This is a genomic window from Mucilaginibacter sp., assembly GCF_039921305.1.
Lineage (GTDB): Bacteria > Bacteroidota > Bacteroidia > Sphingobacteriales > Sphingobacteriaceae > Mucilaginibacter.
Map to the genome: position 1 here is coordinate 87677 of NZ_JBDSCA010000055.1, position 22762 is coordinate 110438.

At 41.8% G+C, this 22762-nt stretch carries 18 protein-coding genes; 10 read left to right on the forward strand and 8 right to left on the reverse strand.

All coding sequences use genetic code 11. From position 1 onward, the window contains the following. Nucleotides 1-26: 26 nt before the first annotated feature. From ABIN91_RS17055 to ABIN91_RS17085, 7 genes are all read left to right on the forward strand, one after another. Nucleotides 27-794, forward strand: coding sequence for a rhamnogalacturonan acetylesterase (locus tag ABIN91_RS17055; protein ID WP_348052505.1), 768 nt, complete (start codon nucleotides 27-29; stop codon nucleotides 792-794). A gap of 11 nt (nucleotides 795-805) precedes the next feature. After that, nucleotides 806-1615 (forward strand): rhamnogalacturonan acetylesterase, encoded by an 810-nt coding sequence (locus ABIN91_RS17060; protein WP_348052507.1) that lies wholly within the window; start codon nucleotides 806-808, stop codon nucleotides 1613-1615. 4 nt (nucleotides 1616-1619) lie between these two features. Continuing rightward, on the forward strand, nucleotides 1620-2696 hold the full coding sequence (locus tag ABIN91_RS17065) for a glycoside hydrolase family protein (protein WP_348052509.1): 1077 nt from the start codon (nucleotides 1620-1622) through the stop codon (nucleotides 2694-2696). 90 nt (nucleotides 2697-2786) lie between these two features. Then, the gene (locus ABIN91_RS17070; protein ID WP_348052511.1) at nucleotides 2787-5771 is read left to right on the forward strand and encodes a sugar-binding domain-containing protein; all 2985 of its coding nucleotides are present in this window, start codon (nucleotides 2787-2789) and stop codon (nucleotides 5769-5771) included. A gap of 18 nt (nucleotides 5772-5789) precedes the next feature. Beyond that, nucleotides 5790-6944 carry a glycoside hydrolase family 88 protein gene (locus ABIN91_RS17075; RefSeq protein WP_348052513.1) on the forward strand — a complete coding sequence of 385 codons (1155 nt, stop codon included), beginning with the start codon at nucleotides 5790-5792 and terminating at the stop codon, nucleotides 6942-6944. A gap of 150 nt (nucleotides 6945-7094) precedes the next feature. Next, nucleotides 7095-9515 carry a TIM-barrel domain-containing protein gene (locus tag ABIN91_RS17080; protein WP_348052514.1) on the forward strand — a complete coding sequence of 807 codons (2421 nt, stop codon included), beginning with the start codon at nucleotides 7095-7097 and terminating at the stop codon, nucleotides 9513-9515. A gap of 106 nt (nucleotides 9516-9621) precedes the next feature. Further along, nucleotides 9622-10560, forward strand: coding sequence for a glycoside hydrolase family 43 protein (locus ABIN91_RS17085; RefSeq protein WP_348052516.1), 939 nt, complete (start codon nucleotides 9622-9624; stop codon nucleotides 10558-10560). Between the two features lie 3 nt (nucleotides 10561-10563). Here the strand turns inward: ABIN91_RS17085 and purU are convergent, their stop codons facing one another. From purU to ABIN91_RS17105, 4 genes are all read right to left on the reverse strand, one after another. Next, a complete protein-coding gene (gene purU, locus ABIN91_RS17090) occupies nucleotides 10564-11391 on the reverse strand; it encodes a formyltetrahydrofolate deformylase (RefSeq protein WP_348052518.1) in 828 nt (275 codons plus the stop codon). A 13-nt stretch (nucleotides 11392-11404) separates the two neighbouring features. Next, the gene (locus ABIN91_RS17095) at nucleotides 11405-12502 is read right to left on the reverse strand and encodes a DUF3667 domain-containing protein (protein ID WP_348052520.1); all 1098 of its coding nucleotides are present in this window, start codon (nucleotides 12500-12502) and stop codon (nucleotides 11405-11407) included. A gap of 460 nt (nucleotides 12503-12962) precedes the next feature. Beyond that, nucleotides 12963-14258 (reverse strand): nucleoside permease, encoded by a 1296-nt coding sequence (locus tag ABIN91_RS17100; RefSeq protein WP_348052521.1) that lies wholly within the window; start codon nucleotides 14256-14258, stop codon nucleotides 12963-12965. A gap of 436 nt (nucleotides 14259-14694) precedes the next feature. Continuing rightward, the gene (locus tag ABIN91_RS17105) at nucleotides 14695-15135 is read right to left on the reverse strand and encodes an Hsp20/alpha crystallin family protein (RefSeq protein WP_348052522.1); all 441 of its coding nucleotides are present in this window, start codon (nucleotides 15133-15135) and stop codon (nucleotides 14695-14697) included. 155 nt (nucleotides 15136-15290) lie between these two features. Here ABIN91_RS17105 and ABIN91_RS17110 point away from each other — a divergent pair, with 155 nt between their 5' ends. Then, nucleotides 15291-15737: a thioesterase family protein gene (locus ABIN91_RS17110; RefSeq protein WP_348052523.1), complete on the forward strand. Its 447-nt coding sequence runs from the start codon at nucleotides 15291-15293 to the stop codon at nucleotides 15735-15737. Between the two features lie 81 nt (nucleotides 15738-15818). Here ABIN91_RS17110 and ABIN91_RS17115 read toward each other — a convergent pair whose 3' ends face one another. Both ABIN91_RS17115 and folB read right to left on the reverse strand, forming a co-directional pair. Beyond that, nucleotides 15819-17219 carry an FAD-linked oxidase C-terminal domain-containing protein gene (locus ABIN91_RS17115; RefSeq protein WP_348052524.1) on the reverse strand — a complete coding sequence of 467 codons (1401 nt, stop codon included), beginning with the start codon at nucleotides 17217-17219 and terminating at the stop codon, nucleotides 15819-15821. Continuing rightward, entirely contained in the window at nucleotides 17203-17577 is a 375-nt protein-coding gene (gene folB / locus ABIN91_RS17120) for a dihydroneopterin aldolase (protein WP_348052525.1), read from the reverse strand. Before folB ends, ABIN91_RS17115 begins: the two co-directional genes overlap by 17 nt. Before the next feature lie 183 nt (nucleotides 17578-17760). Between folB and ABIN91_RS17125 the strand changes: the two genes are divergently transcribed. Both ABIN91_RS17125 and ABIN91_RS17130 read left to right on the forward strand, forming a co-directional pair. Beyond that, entirely contained in the window at nucleotides 17761-18942 is a 1182-nt protein-coding gene (locus ABIN91_RS17125) for an acyl-CoA dehydrogenase family protein (protein WP_348052526.1), read from the forward strand. 99 nt (nucleotides 18943-19041) lie between these two features. Beyond that, the gene (locus ABIN91_RS17130; protein WP_348052527.1) at nucleotides 19042-21135 is read left to right on the forward strand and encodes an ATP-binding protein; all 2094 of its coding nucleotides are present in this window, start codon (nucleotides 19042-19044) and stop codon (nucleotides 21133-21135) included. A 49-nt stretch (nucleotides 21136-21184) separates the two neighbouring features. Here the strand turns inward: ABIN91_RS17130 and ABIN91_RS17135 are convergent, their stop codons facing one another. Next, nucleotides 21185-21946 (reverse strand): hypothetical protein, encoded by a 762-nt coding sequence (locus ABIN91_RS17135; protein ID WP_348052528.1) that lies wholly within the window; start codon nucleotides 21944-21946, stop codon nucleotides 21185-21187. Nucleotides 21947-22212: 266 nt separating this feature from the next. Further along, complete coding sequence (locus tag ABIN91_RS17140) at nucleotides 22213-22674, reverse strand: hypothetical protein (RefSeq protein ID WP_348052529.1); 462 nt, start codon at nucleotides 22672-22674, stop codon at nucleotides 22213-22215. Nucleotides 22675-22762: the final 88 nt, after the last annotated feature.

Sequence of the window (22762 nt, forward strand, 5' to 3'; positions counted from 1 at the left end):
CTCAATGACAATACAGATTTTAAATTATGAAAAAGTACATATTAATACCATTAATTGCCTTAACGGTAGTTTTCGCTGCTTTTCAAATTCAACAAAAGCCAACTCTTTATATGATTGGCGATTCGACAATGCACAACAACGATAAGGACCTGTGGGGGTGGGGAACAACTATTGCCGATCATTTGGATCTTACCAGAATTGACCTGGTGAATAGCGCGACCGCTGGCCGCAGTACACGCACCTTTATTAAAGAAGGCCGTTGGGATAAAGTTTACTCGGCGCTTAAACCGGGTGATTATGTAATTATGGGTTTTGGCCACAACGAAGGTTCAAAACCTGATACAAGCAAAGCTGGTTACCGTGGTGTTTTAAAAGGCACCGGAGCTGATTCTTTGGTATTGAACTGGCCAAACAATGTGGTTGAAGTAGTACATAGCTATGGCTGGTACATCCGTAAATTTATTCGTGATACCAAAGCCAAAGGCGCTACACCAATTGTGGTATCGATGATCCCGAGAAGGGAATGGGATAAGAATGGTAAAATACAACGTGCCGATAAAGATTACGGCTTATGGGCCAAACAAGTAGCTAACGAAGAAAGTGTTGCCTTTGTTGATCTGAACGAAATTACCGCTTCAAAATACGATAAGTTAACTCACGATCAGGTTTTCGCCCTTTTCGGGAAAGATCATACCCATACCAATAAAGATGGTGCGGTTATTAGTGCGCAATCTTTTGTTGATGGGTTGAAACTACAACCCAATGTTACATTGAATAACTATCTCAAAAAATAAATCTACCTCCCATGAGTTATATCAAATTGAAAGTATCAATAGCGGCGCTGCTGTTTGTTGGTTTATTAAGTTCATTTGTGCATTTGCAAAATAAGCCTACGTTTTTTCTGATAGGCGATTCTACCGTAAAAAATGGCCAGGACGATGGGCAGCGTAAGGGGCCTACAGGTTTATGGGGATGGGGGCATTATATATGGGAGTATATGGATACCAGCAGAATTAAAGTTGAAAACGATGCTTTAGGTGGTACCAGTAGCCGTACTTTCAGGAATAATCCTAAGCTATGGGCAACCGTATTGCCTAAAATTAAAGCGGGTGATTATCTCATTATACAGTTCGGCACCAACGATGCCAGCCCGGTGGTTGACAGCACCCGTGCCCGCGGAACTATCCGTGGTAATGGTGAAGAGACACAGGAAGTAGATAATTATTTAACCAAACAGCACGAGGTGGTGCACTCTTACGGTTGGTATATCCGCCAGTTTGTTATTGAGGCAAAGGCTAAAGGCGCGACTGTAATTGTTTGTCCGCCGGTACCAAAAAACAGCTGGACAAATGGTAAGGTACACCGCAATGCCGATAGCTACGGCAAATGGGTTGCAGAAGCGGCGCAGCAATCTGGGGCATACTATATTGATCTGAATAAATTGATTTGTGATCAATACGATGCCGAAGGCGAAGATAAAGTAAAGGCTACCTATTACGGCACCGATGCTACCCATACCATTGAAGCCGGTGCCAGGGTTGCTACAGCCAATGTTATTAAAGGCATCAAATCAATACCAGAATTAAAACTGAACGATTATTTGTTAAACAAATAACAGTATGGATCGTAAACTCTTTCTCCAGCAAATTGCCATAGGTTCGGCTGGTTTATTATTGGCTCCAAAGTTTAGCTTTGCAGCCGATGTAGAAACGGGCAAAGTTTCCGCTTTTTCAAAAAAGCTTAAACCTGTTGGCCGTGCCTTGGAGATGGATGGTTATTATATTTGGTGCAATAGCCCAATTTATGGCCCTGATGGAAAGGTGCATGTGTTCTTTTCGCGATGGGTTGCCAAAAAGAAAATGGGCGGCTGGATCAACGGTTCGGAGATCTGTCATGCTATAGCGGAGACACCAGAATCAGAATTCAAATTCGTTGAAACCATATTAGCTCCGCGTGGGCCAGGATTTTGGGATGCCACTACCTGTCATAACCCATTCATTACTAAACTTGGCGATAAATATTGCTTGTTTTTTATGGGCAATTCAAACGGTAAAACCGATACCAAACGCATCGGATTAGCAACTGCGCCAAGTTTAGATGGCCCGTGGATCCGTCCCGATCAGCCCCTGTTATTGCCGGGAGAAACAGGAGCGTGGGATGATCATTGCACAACAAACCCGGCCGTTGTTAAGCATCATGGCAAGTATATGCTCTTCTACAAATCTTGGAATACAAAAGAATACGAACAATCAACCGATCCGCTCATTAAAGGCAACCGCAAATATGGTTTGGCTGTAGCCGATAAATTAGAAGGGCCGTATGTAAAATATGCCGGGAACCCGATAATTGATTTTAGTAAGCGAGGCACAGGCAATAAGCAAATGGAAGATGCCTTTGTATGGCTTGAACATAATAAGTTTAACATGATATGTCGCGATATGGGCATCTTTAATCATGAATATGGTTTACTGATGGATTCTAAAAACGGAACTAAATGGAGTGAGCCAGAGATTGCTTATTACGATGCTCCGCATTACATTCAACAACCCGAACCACCATCGTACCTTAAAAAATACGGAAGATTCGAAAGACCACAATTGTTATTAAAAGATGGTAAGCCCGAATACTTGTTTACAGCATCGCAAGGAGGGAAATACATGACGGCTTCGTCCTTCATTTTCAAGATCAATAGCTAAGCAAACAGGATACTACAGGATAATACTTCGAAATATAAACCCTAACATAGCACTTCAATTGCTCTCTAAAGCAATTAACCATTTTAACCAATGCAAAAAATATCGTTTTTCAAATCCATCATGTTAACTGCTGTTATCAGCTTAAGCTTTACTTGTTTAGTTAAAGCAGCCACGATAGATAGCGACCGTGTTAAGTACAGTTTTAATCCCGGATGGAAATTATACCATGGCGATGCTATTGGTGCAGATAAAGCAGATTTTAATGATAAAGACTGGCAAAGTATAACCTTGCCCCATGCATCAAACGAAGATGACGCTTTTAAGGTTGATATCCATAATTTGAGTACCGGGATTTCCTGGTATCGCAAGCATTTTAAACTGCCTGCCAATTATGCTGATAAAAAAATTTTTATTGAGTTTGAAGGTATCCGCCAGGCAGGCGAGGTTTACCTTAACGGCGAATTTGTTGGCCGCTGCGAAAATGGCGTAATGGCTTTCGGGTTTGATCTGTCTAAATACCTCAAATTTGGCGGTACAGAAAACGTAATGGCTGTAAGGTGCGATAACTCCTGGACTTACAAAGAGAAAGCCACAAATGCAGGTTACCACTGGAATAACGCCAATTTTTACGCCAATTATGGCGGTATAGCGAAAAATGTATTTCTGCACGTTACAGGCAAATTATATCAAACCTTGCCCTTATTTTCAACTCTGGGAACCACGGGTATTTATGTTTACGCCAAAGATTTTGATATCGCTGGCAAACAGGCAATTGTAACCGCCGAGGCTCAGGTTAAAAATGAATATCCAACATCAAAAAACTTTCAATACGAAGTTAGGGTTGATGATAAGGATGGTAAAACCATTAAAACGTTTGATGGCGGTCAAAATACTTTAGCTGCCGGAGAAACTAAAGTTTTTAAAGCCAGTGCAAAACTCAGCAATCTTAACTTCTGGAGCTGGGGGTATGGTTATTTGTATACCGTTTATACCATCATCAAAGTTGATGGTAAAGTGGTGGATGTAGTTAAAACCAAAACTGGTTTCCGCAAAACAGAGTTTGGTAATGGTATGGTTAAACTGAACGACCGGGTGATACAAATGCATGGTTACGCGCAGCGCACTACCAATGAGTGGCCCGCGATTGGCCTTTCTGTGCCAGCCTGGATGAGTGATTATAGTAATGGACTGGCGGTAGAGAGTGGTGGAAACCTGGTACGCTGGATGCACGTCACACCCTGGAAACAGGATGTGGAATCGTGCGATAGGGTAGGTATGATACAATCTATGCCCGCGGGAGATGCCGAAGGCGATTCACAGGGTAGGCAATGGCAGCAGCGTTTGGAATTGATGCGCGATGCCATTATTTACAACCGCAATAACCCGAGTATCATGTTCTATGAATCCGGCAATAAAGGTGTAAGCGAAGAGCATATGAAAAATATGAAAGCCATCAGGGACGAATATGACCCGAATGGCGGCCGTGCCTCCGGCTCGCGCGAAATGTTGGATAGTAAAATTGCCGAATACGGCGGCGAGATGTTGTACATTAATAAAAGCGCTCGTATCCCATTCTGGGCGCATGAGTATTCGCGCGATGAGGGTTTACGTACCTATTGGGATGAATTAACCCCGCCTTACCACAAAGATGGCGCTGGTCCTAAACGTAAAGAAGAACCCGGCCCGTATAACCATAACATGGATTCGTTCGCGGCCGAAGATGTGGCACGCTGGTTTGATTACTGGCACGAAAGGCCGGGAACCGGCAAGCGGGTAAGTTCGGGCGGTGTAAACATCGTTTGGTCGGATTCTAACACCCACTTCCGTGGCGAAGAAAACTACCGTACCAGTGGCGAGGTTGATGCCATGCGGATTGCCAAGGATGCCTTTTACGCGCACCAGGTAATGTGGGATGGCTGGGTTGATCTTGCCAATAACCACAGCTATATTATAGGCCATTGGAATTACGTTAAAGATGTTAAAAAGAACGTAATGGTGGTATCTACAGGTGATAAGGTTGAGCTGTTTGTGAACGGTAAATCAAAAGGATTTGGCGAGCAAAGCAGTCACTTTTTATTTACCTTTAAAGATATCGCTTTCCAACCCGGCACCATCAAAGCCATTAGTTATGATACCAAAGGCAACAAGTTGAGCGAAACCGAAAAGAAAACCACAGGCGAAGCTGTTGCCTTAAAGCTAACTGTACACACCGGCCCTAACGGATTAAAAGCCGATGGCGCTGATTTGGCTTTGGTTGATATTGAAGTGGTAGATGCCGTTGGCAACCGTGTACCAACGGCTTTTAATAAAATAGATTTTAACTTAAGCGGCCCTGCCGAATGGCGTGGCGGTATAGCTCACGGTGCGCCGGATAATTTTATACTGGCTAAGAGCCTGCCGGTTGCAGGGGGTATTAACCGTGTCATCATCCGCTCATCTGCTATACCCGGAAAAATAACATTGAATGCAGCTTCAGAAGGTTTAAAAACTGCTTCGGTTACGTTTGATTCTAAGCTTTTTGCTGTGGATAATGGTCTGGCTAATTTTATTCCCGGTTCTGATTTAACCGCGTCGTTAAAAAGAGGGCCAACGCCTGCCGGGCCGTCATATACTGTAAGCCGCATCCCGGTAACGGTAGTAAGCGCTACAGCAGGTTCAAACGCCGCGGATGCTGAGAAGAGTTATGATGATAACGAATTAACCAGTTGGGTTAATGATGGTACTTTGGCTAATGCCTGGATAAAATACACTTTTGATAAACCTGAAACCGTTAGCGAAATTACCATGAAACTGAACGGCTGGCGAACTAAGAAATATCCTATTAAAATAAAAGTGGGCGATGAAGTTGTATTTTCCGGTACAACCAAACAGAGTTTAGGCTATGTTACCATTCCGTTCAAAGCAACTAAAGGCAGTACCTTAACTGTTGAACTGGCTGGAGCAACCGCGCAGGAAGATAAATTAGGTTTGGTTGAGGTAACCGGCAAAAAAGACGATGCAGGGAGTGTTGGTCTTGACCCGAAAGGTAAATCGGTATTGGGTATCAATGAAATAGAGATCTATCATAAACCATAATTATAACACCAGTATAAAATGAATAAACAGATTTTGGGAATAGCAGCTATTGGCTTTGCTGTAATAGCATCGGCTACGAGCGCGCAACAAATACCATCCAAAAAGAAAATATTTGCCGATATGGAGTTGGCCAATAGCTATTTTATGAAAAAATGGCCCGATGCAGGTGATTCTGTTACTGCTAAAAACGCTACCGGTGTACCCATTACGCGTACCAGCGAACTGTGGACTCGTGCTGTTTATTATGAGGGGTTAATGGCCCTAAACGAAGTTAATCCTCAAAAAAAATTTGTTGACTATGCTGTTGAATGGGGCGAAAAACACAATTGGAGTCCGCGCGGCTCGGTTGATACCAAAAATGCCGATAACCAATGCTGCGGTCAAACTTATATTGATCTGTATAATCTGGACCCAAAACCGGAGCGTATCGAAAAGATCAAGAAATGTATGGATCTGGTTGTAGCAACAGATAAAAACAGCGATTGGACCTGGGTTGATGCCATACAAATGGGTATGCCCATATTCGCTAAATTAGGTGCGATCTATAAAGACGACCCAAAATACTACGAAAAGATGTACACCATGTACAATCATACCAAAACTATTGAAGGCGGCGGCTTATATAACACTACCGAGCATTTATGGTGGAGAGATAAAGACTTTGTACCACCCTATAAGGAACCAAATGGTGCTAATTGCTATTGGAGCCGCGGTAATGGTTGGGTTTATGCGGCCTTGGTAAGGGTATTAAGCATCATCCCTAAAAATGCCCCTCACCGCAATGAATATTTGCAAACCTATCTGGAAATGACCAAAGCCATTGCGCCGCTACAACGCACCGATGGTTATTGGAACGTGAGCCTGAAAGATTCAACACACTTTGGTGGAAAGGAACTAACCGGAACAGCGTTATTTGTTTACGGAATGGCATGGGGTATCAATAACGGATTGATCGATAAAAAAACCTATCAGCCAATCATAGTTAAAGCATGGAACGCGATGGAGAAAAGCTCATTACACCCCGAAGGTTTTTTAGGCTTTGTACAAGGTACGGGTAAAGAGCCTAAAGATAGCCAGCCGGTATCATACACCAATATTCCCGATTTTGAAGATTATGGCTTAGGATGCTATTTGCTGGCTGGTGCTGAGTTGAGTAAATTGGCAAAGAAATAGAGTCAAGAATCAAGATGCAGGAATCAAGATATCTGCATAACACAATATCACCATCGCGTCATTGCGAGGTACGAAGCAATCTCTTTAGGCAGAGCCGCTCTGCAAGTTAGAGGATTGCTTTGTACCACGCAATGACGTTTATATATTCATATGATCAGATACAAATATATTTTCCTTGCTCTTTGTTTAATCTTCATCGTTAAGGCTAATGCTCAAACAGGGATAGGCGCTTACAAATCAGGCTATAAAAAACAAGGCAATACGCTGTCGTTTTCAAATGCGAATGCTGATGTTAGGCTTGAGTTTTGTTCGCCAACTATGTTCCGTGTTCGCGCAAGCTGGTCGCGTAAATTTGAAGCTGATGAACATTTGATGCAGGAGAATTATACCTGGCCAGCGGTTGATTATAAAGTTATTGATAATAAAGAATCTTACGTAATTCAAACATCAGGTTTAGTTATAAGTATTCTAAAGTCCACATTTAAAATTAATGTAAGCAATACCCAAGGTATCATGTTATCTTCTGAATATATAAAGGGAGGTGGTTTACATCATAAAGGTGATACAATAAGTGTTACTAAAGATTTAACCGCAGACGAACACTTCTTCGGTTTTGGTGAGCGTATGGACGTGATAGACCAGCGCAATAAACTGCTAAAGCTTAACGTAGGTCGCGGTAAAAGCCGTGATAACCTGTTAGGTGCATACAACATCCTCGAAGCTAACTATTGCCCCGTACCATTTTTTATGAGTACTAAGGGCTATGGCATATTCCTGCACAATTCACACGCTACCGAGTGGGATATGGGGCAATCATCACCCAATGCCTATTCGTTTAAGGCCGTAGGCGGCGAGTTGGATTACTACTTCATTTACGGTCCGGATTTTCCAACTATCTTAAATAGCTATACTTCTATTACGGGTAAATCGCCTATGTTAACCCGTTTTGGCTTTGGCTTACATATGGGTACCTATTCCGGCGGTGTTTGGGGCCACGAGGAAACTACATCAGATAAATATCCGGTCGCTTTGATCAAATGCATGCGCGAAATGGGTATCCCGGTTGATATTCTTTGGCTCGACTCTACCTGGCGCTTATTCGGTGAAGTAGGGGGCAAGGGCGCTACTACTTTTGAATGGCGCGAAACTTTTAAAGACCCCAAAGGCATGTTTGACAGTCTGTATGCCAATCATATTAAGATGGTTGGTTTACACATTCGCCCGCGTTTTGATAATGCCAAGAAGCTGAACCTGCTTACCCAGGCACAACAACAGGGTTTTACTTATCCCGAAAAGGATAGCCCTGGCGAGTTTGTTAACTTCTTCGATCAAAAAGCGGTTGACTGGTGGTGGAACAACGGCGTAATGAAGGTAGGCTCAATGGGAGCTAAATTTTTAAAAACCGACGAGGGGAGCGCATTTGGTGCATTGGCTAATGAAAGCGAAAAGATTGGTCCTTCGGGCCCGGTTGTAGATAACCTGCACAACGTTTTCCCGGTAGCTTACGCGAAGGCACCATTCCTTAAATTTCAGGATTTAAACGGCTTCCGGGGGATGAATCAAACCCGCGAAGGTTATGCCGGTATCCAACGTTATCCCTACATCTTCGCCGGCGACTGGCCGAGTGAGTGGCAATACTTTGCCCCGGTTATTAAAGCGGGTATCAATATTGGCCTTTCTGGAGTATCCGATTGGGCGCATTGCATGGGCGGTTTTGAGCACCCTGCCGATCCGGAACTCTATATCCGCTGGACACAGTTTGGCTTTTTTAGCCCTGTAGCGCTTGTGTTTGGCTTTGACCATCCCGGCTACAAGGAACCCTGGAATTATGGCGACGAAGCCTTGAAAAACTTCAAAAAGTACGATCTATTGCGTTATCAATTAGTTCCATACATCTACAGCAACGCCTTCACCGCTTATCAAACTGGTATGCCATTGATGCGTTCGCTGGTGCTGAATTATCAGAACGATCCTGAAGTTTACCAGATAGGCGATCAATACCTGTTCGGCAACTCCATGATGGTTTGCCCGGTAACCGTTAAAGGCGCCCAAACCCGCACAATTTATTTCCCGGAAGGTACCTGGTATGATTACTGGACTGGCGAAAAATTCAGCGGTAAGCAATATGTGCATGTGTTAACGCCTTTGGATAAGCTGCCTATCTACATTAAGGCGGGAGCAATTATTCCAATGCAACCTGAAATGAAATATATGGATGAGAAACCGGTTGACCAGATTACATTGGACATTTGGCCGGGCAAAAACTCATCGTTTGATTTGTATGAGGATGATGGTTTAAGTTTGAAATACAAGAACGGAGATTATTCGATTACGCACATAACAACATCGCAAACAACTAATGGATTAGCAATAACCATTGATAAACCTAAAGGTAAATTTGTACCTTCGGTACATAACTACGTATTAAGGATACACGGAGCAAAATTTGAAAACTCGGTGCAGGAAGAATCAGCAGTAACTGCAAAATGGAGATTTGACCCGGCAAATAACGTACTCACTTATAATACCGTTGCTAATAACAAAAAGGATATCAAAGTCGAAATAAAATAATCAACACCTGTCATTGCGAGGAACGAAGCAATCGCACGTAGGCAAAGCGGCTCTGTATAGTTCGCGATTGCTTCGTCCCTCGCTATGACACACTTAAGATAAATCAATGAAAAGAACGTTCCTCTCCATCATAACACTGTTTATCGCGATAAGCACCTATGCTCAGCAAAAAGACATCTACCTCTTTAGCTACTTCAAAAACAACGGACAGGATGGCCTTCACCTTGCCTACAGCGAAGATGGCTTAAAATGGCAGGCCCTAAAAGGCGATAGCTCATTTTTGAAACCAATGGTATCAAAGGATAAGATCATGCGCGACCCATGCATCATTCGCGGTGCCGATGGCTTGTTCCATATGGTATGGACTGATAGCTGGACCGATAGGGGCATAGGCTACGCCAGTTCAAAGGATTTGATCCATTGGAGCGAACAAACCCAACTGATGGTGATGGAAAAAGAACCAACCGCACAAAACTGCTGGGCACCCGAGCTTACTTATGATGATGTGACCAAAACATATATGTTGTATTGGGCAACAACCATCCCCGGTCGTTTTGCCCAATCTGATACTTCTGCCGAAGGCAAAAAGAGCAATCACCGCATCTACTATCAAACCACAAAGGATTTCAAAACCTACAGCGAAACCAAGGTTTTGTACGATCCTCATTTCAGTAGTATAGATGCTACGATTGTGAAAGACGGCCGCCAGTTTATCATGTTCTTTAAAAACGAAACCAAACAGCCCGCTGAGAAGAACCTGCGTATAGCTGTAAGCAGAAACCTAATCGGCCCATACAGCCCGCCAACCCCAAAAATCACAGGCGATTACTGGGCCGAAGGCCCAACCACGCTTAAAATTGGAAACAAATGGATAGTATATTTCGATAAATATACCCAGCACAAATACGGCGCGATAGAGTCAACTGATTTAAAGAACTGGATCGACATTTCTGATCAATTAGTACTACCCAAAGGTATCCGCCACGGCTCCGTATTCAAAGTTACGCAGCAGGAATTTGATGTGTTAAAGAATAGTGGCCAATAGTCACTATTCAAACACTACCGTCTTATTCTTGTAAACAAAAACCCGATCTTCAAAAACCAATCGTAAAGCTTTAGCCAGTACCGAAGTTTCAATTTCTTTGCCTGCTTTCATCATGTCGGCGGCATTTAAAGAGTGGTTTACCGGGATGATCTGTTGCGCTATTATGGGCCCTTCGTCCAAATCGTTGGTAACAAAATGTGCCGTAGCGCCAATTAGCTTTACACCGCGCTCAAAAGCTTGCTTATATGGATTTGCGCCTACAAACGCGGGTAAAAAGGAGTGGTGTATATTAATAAGTTTTGTCTCAAATTCGGCCACAAACTCTGGCGATAATATTCGCATAAACTTAGCCAACACAATATAGTCGGGTTGGTGCTGCTTTATAACATCTATCATGTTGTGCTCAAACTCCGGCTTGCTTTTTTGCTCGTGCGAAACTAAAAAGAAAGGTACATCAAAGCGTTTACATATATCCTGCAAAGTAGCATGGTTGCCTATAACAGCCAATACAGATGCACCCAGGGTTCCAAAATAATTACGGATCAGTATATCCGCTAAGCAATGATACTCTTTGGTAACCATTACCACTATCTTTTTATCCGGAACAGGGTTGATGCTGATAACCGCGTGTTGTGGTAATACAGCCTGCATGGCCCTTTCAAGCGCGCTTTCATCGGCATGCTGCTCAATTTGCAGGCGCATGTAAAAGCGATTCTCCTGGGTGTCCACATGCTCGCGCATGGAAATGATATTGAGTTGCTGTTGGGCTAATACGCCAGATATGGCCGCTACAATACCTACTTTATCTATACACTGTATTACGATGATCATGTAATAGGGGAAGTTAATCGGTGATCAAATAAACAAAAAAGGAAACTGTGCCGATAGAGATACTGAACGCTATGCCATAAAATATCGATAGCGTAATCATTTTACGGATGGTTGCCCACCGTTCACGCTGGTAAAATAACCTGAGCGCACGGTAGCAATACCAAAATATGGCGGCAGCTATGAGTATGTCTATCAAGTCGGACTGCCTGAAAATATAATAATTGATAGGCTCGACTATGGTTTCAAATATAAAGAAAGCGGTAAAAAAGTGGATGGTAAACACAATATGCTCAACATAATAGCGATGGTTACGCCTGAAATTAAGCATTAAAAAAAACGCGAATACCGGCATCAAAACAAAGTATATTTTGGGCCTGTAATGCTCCAATTCCTTTTTAAACTCCGGTGCTCTGCTTGCTTTATACATGTGGTATATTTTATTCCAAAAGCCTTTGTGTTGGCTTTTGTTAATAAACTCATCCACTTTACTATCAGCCAGTTTTTGGGTTTGTTCTTTATTGATCTTTTTTATACTATCTAATTGTTGTTTTAAAACCTCAGATGGTTTTGTATTATAGGCTTTTTGCAAACTATCAATAACTAACTGCCGTTTTATTAACGGTTCGGCCATTACACCTTTAATGATATTTTTTGCCAGGGCGCTGGTGGTGTCTTTAACACCGGGCTTTGTTATAACGAGATCCGAATCATCTATTTTTATGATCCCATTATCTTTAACTTGATGATCGTTTTTTAAAGAGCTTTCTTTACTTTCCTTAAGGGTTTCTTTATCAACTTTGGGGTGCAGTTTGGGTACCACCAAAAAGTAAATGATAGATACAAAAATGTACATGCACACCGGATGCAGATAACGCATCCGGCGGCCCGCCAAATAATCCAGGGTCAACTGCCCTGGTTGTGTAAGCAGCGGTTTAAGCGTGCCGAAAAACTTAGAATCAAAATGAAAATAATGACTGATGCTGTGGCTCAAAAAATGCCAGAAAGGCTCTTTAACATGCAGGTTTTCTTGCCCGCAAGTATGGCAATAATGGCCTTGTAACTCGGAGCCGCAATTCAGGCAGTCGTTTTCATGTCGGTGGTGTTTTTTCATGATAAGATTAAGCCACTAAAAATAGCAAAAATGTGCTGATTAGTGCAAATTAACCCGCATAACTTCAATAACAAATTATGGGTATTTATGGGTGTTTCACCGTTGCTCTATTGCGGGGTTACAACGCTGCTTATTAAAGGTCCCAATTATCATTCTCATATCGGGTCATGACGCAAACGTCATAAACACATGGGTATTTATGGGTGTTTAAAGCAGATTTTAAAACTCTAATTATGAAATTGATAATTTATTAAGTTTTAATAACTATCATAACCTCAGTAACTTAAATAATAAATTATGGGTATATATGGGTGTTTTTTCAAATAACTAATCAGTGAAATCTTACTCCCAATCGGTGAAGTCCTGATAATACAAAAATACGAAAACCGGCTGATATAACCGGTTCTCAATTTCATAAATATTACCAATCAAAAGCTCCCCCTTCAGGGGGGCTGGGGCTCTACAATGGCGAATCAAGCCCGCCTCTCATCGGAGGGTGTGCATCCTCTATCGCATGTGCCAATGTCAAATTATGCTTATACCTAAACACAAACGGGAATATAATAGCAATTACCAAAGCATAAGCTGCAAACGTTAGCCATATGCCATGCCAGTCTTTTGTAGCATCGGCATGGGTGAAAAAGTGATCGATTATGAAACCACTGCCAATACTCCCGAAGAAAGCGCCAAACCCATTTACCATCATCATAAACAAACCCTGTGCGCTTCCGCGTATCTCGGGAGTGGTTTGTGTTTCCACGAATAGCGAGCCAGAGATGTTAAAGAAATCAAAAGCCATACCGTAAACAATGCACGATAAAATGATCATCCATAAACCATCGCCAGGGTTACCAAAGGCGAACAAACCAAAACGTAAAACCCAGGCCAGCATGCTGAACAGCATTACATTCTTAATGCCAAATTTTTGCAGGAAGAAAGGTATAGCTAAAATGAACAAGGTTTCGGATACCTGCGAGATAGATATAATAGCACTTGAGTGCTCTACCGCGAACATGCCTTTATAAGCAGGGTTCTTCGCAAAATCTAAAATATAGGTGGTACCGTATGCATTTGTCAGTTGTAAGGCTGCACCCAAAAGCAACGAAAAAGCAAAGAATATAGCAAATTTTGGTGTTTTAAATAATTCAAAAGCTTTTAATCCTAAGGCTTCGCCCAAAGTCTTTTTACCTTCTTTACCTAACAGAGGCGGACATTTAGGCAACGTAAACGCGAACAACCCCAACGCTAAAGCCACACCCGATGCGATATAAAACTGATTGGCCGATGTTTCACTTTTGGTGATATCTACCACCCACAAAGCAGCAATAAACCCAATGGTACCCCAAACACGTATGGGCGGGTAATCTTTAACAACATCTTTACCTTCGGCTTTCAAAGCATTATAGGCTACCGTGATGGATAAAGATAAAGTTGGCATGTAAAACAACATGTTTACCAATATCACCCAAAAAAATGTTGTTGGGTTGTTAACCAGTGGTACACAAAATAAGCTTGCCGCGCCTAAAATATGTAATACGCCATATAGCTTCTCGGCATTTACCCATTTATCTGATACGATGCCCGCAAGGGCAGGCATAAATATAGATGAGATACCCATAGTAGAAAAAATAGCCCCGAATTGCGCTCCCGACCATCCTTTGTTTTGAAACCAGTACGCACCCACAGTAAGTAGCCATGCGCCCCAAACAAAAAATTGCATAAAATTCATCAGTATTAAGCGAAACTTAATATTCATACAGTTATCCGGTTTAAAATATTGTAAGTGTTATTTAAAAACGGAAAGTAGTGAATTAATTGTGAATACTAAAAACTATGAAAGAAAAAATTTAAGCCATGTGGAAAGAAAAAATTTAATTTGCTTAAATAATGGACTTGTATCGCAATTATTGCTATAAATAATTGGTATTAAAATAAATTTGATTTTTGTTAAATCTGCGGAATCTCTATATCATAATTGCAGCACAGGTATGTCTTGCATACATGCTATTGCTTTGTACCTAAAAGCAATAACATAGTCTTATAAAAAACGGGACATTGCTTGCACAACGCCCCGTTTCAAACTAAACTAACAACCTATATGAAATACCGTGCTAAACACTAATCTTTAACACTAATCCGCGCACGGTATCACATATACTAACATGAACTATATGTATGAAAACCTTTAGAAATTACTTTACAGCAATTTCGCGGGTTTGAATTTTAGCCTCTTCTTTTTTAGCTATATTTAGTTTCAAAATACCATCGGTGTAAGCCGCGTCAATTTTAGCATAATCAACAGTTTCTGGTAAAGTGAAGGTTCTTTTGAATGTGCTGTAGCTAAATTCTTTTTTGCTGTATTTTTTATCAGCAGCTTCGGTTTCGGCTTTCTTTTCGGCAGATACGGTTAAGATGTTTTTCTCAACACTGATCTTGAAATCTTCTTTAGTTAAACCCGGCGCGGCCAGCTCAATATGAAACTCGTTTTCGGTTTCGGCAATGTTTACGGCTGGGGTTTTAGCTACTAACCTGTCGTTTAAAAAAGTATCGTTCAATATAGAATCGAATACATCTGTAAATAATGGATTTAAACCGTTATTCTTTGGTCCGTTTGCAAATTTTACTAATGTCATTTTTATATCTCCTTAATTTTTTGTTTTGTTATCTTCGTAGCATACTAATCAATTGATATACCAATCAGTTTTTTAGCACGTTATTTCAGGATAACAGTAATTTTAAGCGACAATTTGTCGTGAGATAATTTTTATTACAGACATATTGACCGATTATGACTCCCAATATTGCCAATTTTAAGTATAGTACCCCAATTCACATTCGCTTTTCAGATATGGATGCATTCGGACATGTGAACAATGCCGTATACTTAACTTACTTTGAAATAGCCCGCGGCGACTATTGGCGCAACATTATTGAATGGGATTGGAATGAAATGGGTATCATTTTGGGCCGATCTGAAATAGACTACCGCAAACCCATCACGCTCGACGATGAAATTAAGTGCTATGTACGTACATCCCGTGTAGGTAACAGCAGCTTTGATGTAGAGTATATTTTGATGAAGATTGTTGACGGCAAAGAAGATATTTGCACAACCGGCAAAACCGTTTGCATCAGTTATGATTACAAAGCAGGAAAATCAAGCCCGATACCCGAGAAGCAACGCAAAAAGATGATTGGTTATGATGAGCCGAGGTTGATTATGAATAGTAATTAGAATGGAAGATGGAATAGGTAAGATGGAAGATGTGATTTAATGTATTTACATTTTCCATCTTACCTATTCCATCTTCCATCGTTAAAATATCTTCCCCGGATTCAATATTCCTTTAGGATCAAATACCCCCTTAATCCCCCGCATCAGAGCCAGATTAATATCGGGATACTTGATAGACATAAACTCTTTTTGAACCAAACCGATACCGTGCTCACCGGAGATGGTGCCGCCCAGGGATACCGTTAACTGGAAAATTTCACGGATGCCGTCTTTGAGTTTGGTGTTCCAGTCTTCGTCGCTCATGCCGGCTTTGATGATGTTGACGTGCAGGTTACCATCGCCGGCGTGGCCGTAGCATACGGATTCAAAACCATACCTCGCTCCAATTTCTTTGATGCCTTTGATGAGAGCGGGTAGCTCGGCGCGGGGTACTACGGTGTCTTCTTCTTTATAGATGGAGTTGGATTTTACTGATACGCCCATAGTCCGGCGGATTGTCCAGAGTTCTTCTTTTTGGGCGGATGAATCTGCGAAAAGAATGTCTTTACAATCAAACTCTTCGAGAGCGGTATTGATCTTTTCGCAATCGGCAAATATGATATCTTGATTATTACCATCAACTTCTATCAACAAGTAGGCGTTGATACCATCCTGTAAAGTAAAGTTGATAGCATCGTGTTGTATCACCCACTCTACGCCTTTACGTTCCATAAATTCAAGAGTTGAGGGGATTATACCTGTCCGGAAGATGGCAGAGACCGCGCCGCAAGCTTGTTCGTTAGTAACGAATGAGGCCAGCATTAAAACATCCAAAGTTGGTTTAGGGATGAGTTTAACTACTATTTTGGTGACTATACCGAGCGTCCCTTCTGAGCCTATCATCAGTTGGGTTAGGTTGTAACCCGATGCGTATTTAAGTGTATTGGCACCCGTCCAGATGATCTCGCCGGAAGGCAGAACTACTTCAAGGTTCAATACATACTCGCGGATGGTGCCGTACTTTACCACACGAGGCCCACCTGAGCAATTGGCTACGTTACCCCCAATAAAACAACTGCCTTTGCTGGCTGGGTCAACCGGGTAGAGTAAGCCTTTTTCGGCAACGGCATTCATAAATACTTCGGTAATTACGCCCGGTTCAACAGTGGCCTGCATATTGCGCTCATCAATCTGGATGATGCTGTTGAAGCTTTCCATTGAGATGATAAGTCCACCGTTTACGGGCAATGCGCCGCCGCTTAGGCCTGTACCCGCGCCGCGTGGCGTTACCGGGATATTGTGCTCATTACACAATTTGAGCAAGGCCGATACCTGCTCTGTATTTTGTGGCTTTACGGCAACTTCTGGATAATAATGCAGATCTTCAGTTTCATCGTGACTGTATCTCTCCAGGTCATCGTGGCTGGTATAAGTATTAGTTTCGCCTGCAATGGATTCAATCTGCTGTAATATATCGGCGCTTATGCTATTGAAGGTCGTCATTAGGTTTGTGGTAGGTGATCTGGATAAATGATGAGGCTACTTCTCCCGATAAGGGCGGATTCAATTTTGTAATACTGGCTTTGATGATCTCGGCAAAGGGATATTCGGCTTTCGCCCTGTCGATGATTCCTTGTACTACGGTTTCGAGCAGTTTGCGGGTGTGTTGCATTTCGGCTTGTACCATCGCGTTGAGCTGCTCATAGTTTACGGTGTGGGCAATCTCATCATCATCGTAATGATGTTGCTGTGGGAATTCGACTGATACATCTACAATGAAATGGCTACCCAGAATTTGCTCTTCGGGATAAAAACCATGGTAAGCGAAAAATTTGACGCCTTGTAATGCCACTTTGATCATGAAGGTAAAGGTATAGAAAAGCCCCCTAACCCCCTAAAGGGGAAATGAATATTTAGCTGGTTAATTAAGCGGTTACTATTCCCAAAAAGGGGCTGTTTTAAGCCCAATCTAACTTTAGTTGATTTAAACGCTATTGCTACATTAGCCTTATTTGTCGAAATTTGGTACACTAACATTGAAACCATGGCTAAAACCGACTTGTACGAAGCTCCTGATTATTATTTACTGGATGAATTGCTTAGTGATGAGCATAAGCTGATACGCCAGTCGGCGAGGGATTGGGTTAAACGCGAATTGAGCCCCGTGATAGAGGATTATGCTCAGCGTGCGGAGTTCCCAAAGCATTTATTGAAGGGATTGGCTGAGATTGGCGCTTTTGGGCCAACCATCCCGGTGGAATACGGCGGGGCTGGTTTAGATTATATTGCCTACGGCATTATTATGCAAGAGATTGAGCGTGGCGATTCGGGCATACGTTCAACAGCTTCGGTACAAGGTTCGTTAGTGATGTATCCTATTTATGCTTATGGATCTGAAGAACAAAAGAAGAAGTACCTGCCTAAACTGGCCAGTGGCCAATTGATGGGTTGTTTTGGTTTGACGGAACCTGATCATGGATCGGACCCGGGCGGTATGACCACTAATTTTAAAGATGCAGGCGACCATTACATTTTGAATGGCGCTAAGATGTGGATATCAAATGCTCCATTTGCTGATATTGCCGTGGTGTGGGCTAAAAACGAAAAAGGAAAAATACAAGGATTGATTGTAGAGCGTGGTATGGAAGGTTTTAGCACTCCAGAAACGCATAATAAATGGTCGCTCAGGGCATCGGCAACGGGTGAGTTGGTGTTTGACCATGTAAAGATCCCGAAAGAGAACCTGTTGCCTAATGTTGAAGGCTTGAAAGGTCCTTTAGGCTGCTTAAATCAGGCACGTTACGGTATTGCCTGGGGCGCTTTAGGCTGTGCTATGGATTGTTACGATACTGCTTTACGTTACTCAAAACAGCGCATGCAGTTTGGCAAACCTATAGCAGGCTTTCAGCTACAGCAAAAAAAACTGGCCGAAATGATAACCGAGATAACCAAAGGGCAGCTTTTGGTTTGGCGATTGGGTGTATTGAAAAACGAAAACCGAGCTTCGGCGGCACAAATATCAATGGCTAAGCGTAACAGTGTGGAAACTGCCATCACCATTGCCCGCGAGGCCCGGCAAATGCTTGGCGGCATGGGCATTACGGGCGAATACCCGATCATGCGCCATATGGCTAACCTTGAATCGGTAATAACTTATGAGGGTACGCATGATATACATCTGCTTATTACAGGTATGGATATTACCGGCGAAAACGCATTTAAATAAGTAACATTGATTATAATACTTTGTAATTTATTCACTATACAGCAGTTATGATTGCTAAAATAATTGCAAAAAGCTATATTTGGGAATTAAACTAGAGTAATGCCCTATATTACCGGCAACTATCATCTTACTGGAAAACACCGCCTTACTTTTATTTATTTGATATGGTGCGTGTTATTCTTTGCTCTGTCTTCATGCGAGAAAAAGCATTCGCCTAACCCTGCTAATAAAACAACCAAGTTTATTGATACTGCTAACCGGTTATATGATATCAGCCCGGCAAAGGGGATTCATTATATAGATTCAGTAATCGCCAATCAAAAAAATGTTGATGTTGGGGATAAGTTTGAGTTTTATCGTCTGCACAGCTATTATCATTACGTCACAACTCACAATTACGAAAAAGCTTTATTATATGCCGATAGCCTTGAGGCTCTTATTGAGGCTACCCATAATGAAAAGAAATATGCCAAACAATACGGCATAGCTGCTTTTTCAAAAGGAGACCTACTATTCGCATTAAACCGTTTCCCCGAGGCTTATAAGTATTATTATAAAGGCAGGATAATTGGGCGCAATAATTTTGATAGTTGTACCATAGGCGATTACAGCTATCACATGGGCATGATCATGTACAAACAAGAGCATTATCAACTTGCCGCCAGCCATTTTTTACAAAGTTTTGAGGAGAATAAAAACTGCAACGATAACTTTGCTACTTTTTACCGCAGTCAGGAATTATTGGATAATGTGGCTTTGAGCTATAAAAAAACCTTTATGCCTAACCATGCAGAAGTATATTATAACAAGGCGCTGAAGTTTATTGATAGCCATGCATCAAAATATCCCGATAAGGCCAATACAATTGAGGTTGCACGCAGTGTTGTTTATGGCAATTTAGCCAAGATATATTTAGAGCGAAAAGATTTTGCCAAAGCCGAGGTGTTGCTTAAAAAGAGTATTGCAACCAACCTGAAACCAGGTAACGACAACCGCGATGCCCAATTAACGGAGTTAACACTTGCTCATTTATATGTAGATCAAAAAAAGCCAGAGTTAATGCTTTTTGATCTGCTCCAGAATATCCGGATCCAACTGGATAGCGTAAAGAACATTGATGCCGAGGTAGATTGGAACCATTTGATGGCGGGATATTACCAGCGGAAAAATGATTTAAAGAAGTCGGTACAATACTTTAACGCTTTCGATGCGATGAAAGATTCGGTAACTAAAGCTACCCTGAAATTAAAGGAGAGCGATGTTAACCAGCAGTTTAAGGATCTGGAAAATCAATCAACCATAAGTACCTTAAAAAGCGATAATAAGCTACAGCACACCTATTTAATTATAGCCCTTGTTTACGCGGTGATGGCTTTGATTATCATTCTGTTAGTGTTTTTGAACTGGAAACGATCAAAACACAATGTTAAAATGTTGAGCGAGCTTAATGTAACGGTTACCGAGCAGAAGCAGCAATTAGAAAGATCGTTAATTGAACTGGAGGACAATGGTAAAGAGAAAGACCGGATATTACGCGCCGTATCGCACGATTTGCGTAACCCTATTGGTGGTATTGCATCGCTTACCGCGATGATGCTGATGGAACCGGGGCTGGATAGCGAGCAGGTTGAGCTTTTACAACTGATACAAAGCACTACCAATAACTCGTTAGAATTGATCAACGAAATATTAGAAGCTACGGGCGTTCTTTCATCAAAAACATCGACCAGGCAATATGTGGACATTAATTTATTGCTGAGCCATAGCGTTGAGCTTTTAAAGTTTAAAGCTGCGGAAAAGAACCAAAAGATCATGCTGCATGTATTGGAATCGCCGGAGGAATTGTACATCAGTAGGGAAAAGATATGGCGGGTTTTTAGTAACCTAATCAGCAATGCTATTAAGTTTAGTCCGCAGGGAGCTGTGATCAGCGCCGAGATCACCATTGAGAATGGAGATATCCAGATAGCGGTAAACGACCACGGCATTGGGATACCCGACGAGATCAAGGACGAAGTTTTCCAGATGTTTACCGAGGCCAAGCGGCCGGGTACCGCGGGCGAAAAGTCATTCGGGCTGGGCCTATCTATCTGCAAGCAAATTATTGAGAGCCATAACGGCGAGATCTGGTTTGATAGTGACCCTATAAAGGGAACAACTTTTTATATACGCCTTAAAAAACAAAAGGTATAAAAAAAACCGCCTCAAATTTCTTTGAGACGGCCATTTGGGTAATCAATAATTAGATCCTTCCGCTTCTTCCCTGTCTGCTATCATTGCCACCCCTGTTGTTATCGTTTCCACGGTTGTTACCACGGTCGTTATTTTGAGGTTGTGCTTGCTGATGATCGTTACGGCCACCTATGCTACCACGGTTGTCATTTTGTTGTGCCTGCTGGTGATCGTTACGGCCAGCTACATTACCACGATTATCATTTTGTTGTGGTTGTTGATGATCATTTCTGTCGCCATAGTTACCACGGTTATTGTTTTGTTGTGGCTGTTGGTGATCATTTCTGTCGCCATAGTTACCACGATTATTGTTTTGTTGATTTCTACCATAATCGTTTCCACGATATTGGTTGTGATCTACACGATCCCTATTGGCATATACTGTGCTGCGGTTGTCGCGGTTATTCCAATCTCTGCGGCCTTCAAAGCCACCGTATCTGGCACGGTACACATCATTATGTAAATACGGACGTGACTCCCTTACCGCGTAATGGTTAGCATGTTGCCAATCGTAGTTACGGTAAGCGCCCGGCAAGTATACGGCCGAGGTCCATCGGCCACCATCCTGGTAATAGTAACAATGCTGACTAACTGAGTAATACGCTTCAACTTCGGGCAGGTAATAATAATCTGCATCGTAAACCGGGGCTTGTTGTACAACTACCGGCCTTACACCTAAGTTGATATTAAAATGAACACCTATTTGCGCGTTAGCGGTTTGATACATTAAACCACTCATTGCTATTGCCGACATAATCATTAACTTTTTCATGTGTCTTGTTATTTTAGTTTTTATGTGATGGCTGTGGAGTTTTGTTTGTTAGTTTTTGGTTTCTCCTGATCGCCATCTCTTTTGTTTTTGTATACATCTATGACGATAGTTAGCGGCAATAGTTTAATCGTATTTTAATGTAGATATTGAGATTGTTCGATATAAAGGAATATAAAATCGAATAATATAAATAAAACAGTATTTAATTTTACAAATAGCCAACCGAACGTATCCGGCGGAATTTAATTCTAAAAAATAAATAAAAATTATTTTTGCTCGCTGAGCGGGCTGGCGTAGTACATGGGGGTACCTTTTACATATTGCTGCCATAGTACCATTCCGCTGCTAATGATGATGATGTTTTTCATGATGTATTGGCCAAGCAGCGTAAAATCGTAAGGCAAATGCATAAAGGTTTGGTGCGGAAAAAAGATAAATGGGGTAAATGTAAATGCCATATGGATAAACATCATCAATAAAACCACTTTCATGTATTTGCAAAGTATCAGCATAATACCCAAAGTGCATTCCCAAAGGGCTAAACTGTTAATAGCTACATGATCTGGCAGAAAGCCGAATGTGAGCTGGTGTATGGTTTGTGATGCTATTTGCTCGGCAGGGCTTAGGCCGTAAAACAACTTCAATACGCCAAACCATAAATAAATTACGCCTATACTAAACCTAAGTACTGTTATGGGGTTAAAGCTATTGCGTTTGTTTTCTGTCATGGCCGTATCATTTACTGCATCAATCAAGGGTTTGAGTGTATTTTAGGGCAATGGTTTAAATTAAAAATCTTTCTATCTTCAAACACCC